This is a genomic window from Martinezella rhizogenes (genome assembly GCF_027460065.1).
In the GTDB taxonomy this organism is placed as follows: domain Bacteria; phylum Pseudomonadota; class Alphaproteobacteria; order Rhizobiales; family Rhizobiaceae; genus Agrobacterium; species Agrobacterium rhizogenes_C.
Genome location: NZ_JAPYZZ010000050.1, coordinates 1 through 1,025, shown reverse-complemented (window position 1 = coordinate 1,025; position 1,025 = coordinate 1). Strand labels below are relative to the sequence as shown.

Here is a 1,025-nt window from a genome sequence, read left to right as displayed (position 1 = left end):
AAGTCGGGCGCCACCAAGGAATTCGCCATCTGGAACCCGATCGACCTCGGTTACTCCGCCACCCAGATCGCCTATCGCCTTGTGAAGGGCGAAGCCGACGGCAAGCCGGGCTCGGAAATCGAGGCTGGCCGCATGGGCAAGATCAAGGTTGGCGAAAACAGCGAAGCGGCCATGGCTGATCCGTTCATCTATGACGCGAAGAATATCGATCAGTTCTCGAAGATTTTCTGATCTGGCAATTTCCGGCAGTGCGGAGGGCTACCCCACCCCTCTGCCCTGCCGGGCATCTCCCCCTCAAGGGGGGAGATCGATATGCCGCACCCGCTCGTTCCATAGGCAGGGTGTTATCCGCTTGCCGATCTCCCCCCCTGAGGGGGAGATGCCCGGCAGGGCAGAGGGGGGTGCCCCTCGCCGCTTCAATCAAACAGACCGGTAAGACGGAATGATGCGTGCTGAAACCCAAATTTTAAACATGACAGAGGCTTCGAGCGCCACGCCCATTCTGGAAATGCGCGGCATCAGCCAGATATTCCCCGGCGTGAAAGCGCTGGATGGCGTCGATATCGCGCTTTATCCCGGCAAGGTCACCGCACTGATCGGTGAGAACGGCGCGGGCAAATCCACACTCGTCAAAATCCTCACCGGCATCTACCGCCCGAACGAGGGCGAAATCCTTCTCAATGGCCAGCCCGYCCATTTTCACAGCGCACAGGACGCCATCGATGCCGGCGTGACCGCCATTCATCAGGAAACCGTGCTGTTCGACGAACTTTCGGTCGGCGAAAACATCTTCCTCGGCCATGCGCCCAAAGGTCGTTTCGGCCTCATCGACTGGAAGACCATCAATGAGCGCGCCAGGGTTCTGCTGGAACAGTTGGAAAGCACCATCGACCCTACCATCCGGTTGAAAGATCTTTCGATCGGCCCAGCGCCATCTGGTGGCCATTGCCCGTGCGTTGTCGGTCGAGGCGCGCATCGTCATCATGGACGAACCGACGGCCGCCTTGTCCCGCAAGGAGATCGAC

At 59.7% G+C, this 1,025-nt stretch carries 2 pseudogenes; both read left to right on the top strand.

The window, feature by feature from the left end:
* Positions 1 to 231: pseudogene (locus O8B93_RS27840) on the top strand (rhamnose ABC transporter substrate-binding protein); the annotation flags it as partial.
* Positions 232 to 442: 211 nt separating this feature from the next.
* A pseudogene (locus O8B93_RS27835) lies at positions 443 to 1,025 on the top strand (ATP-binding cassette domain-containing protein); the annotation flags it as partial.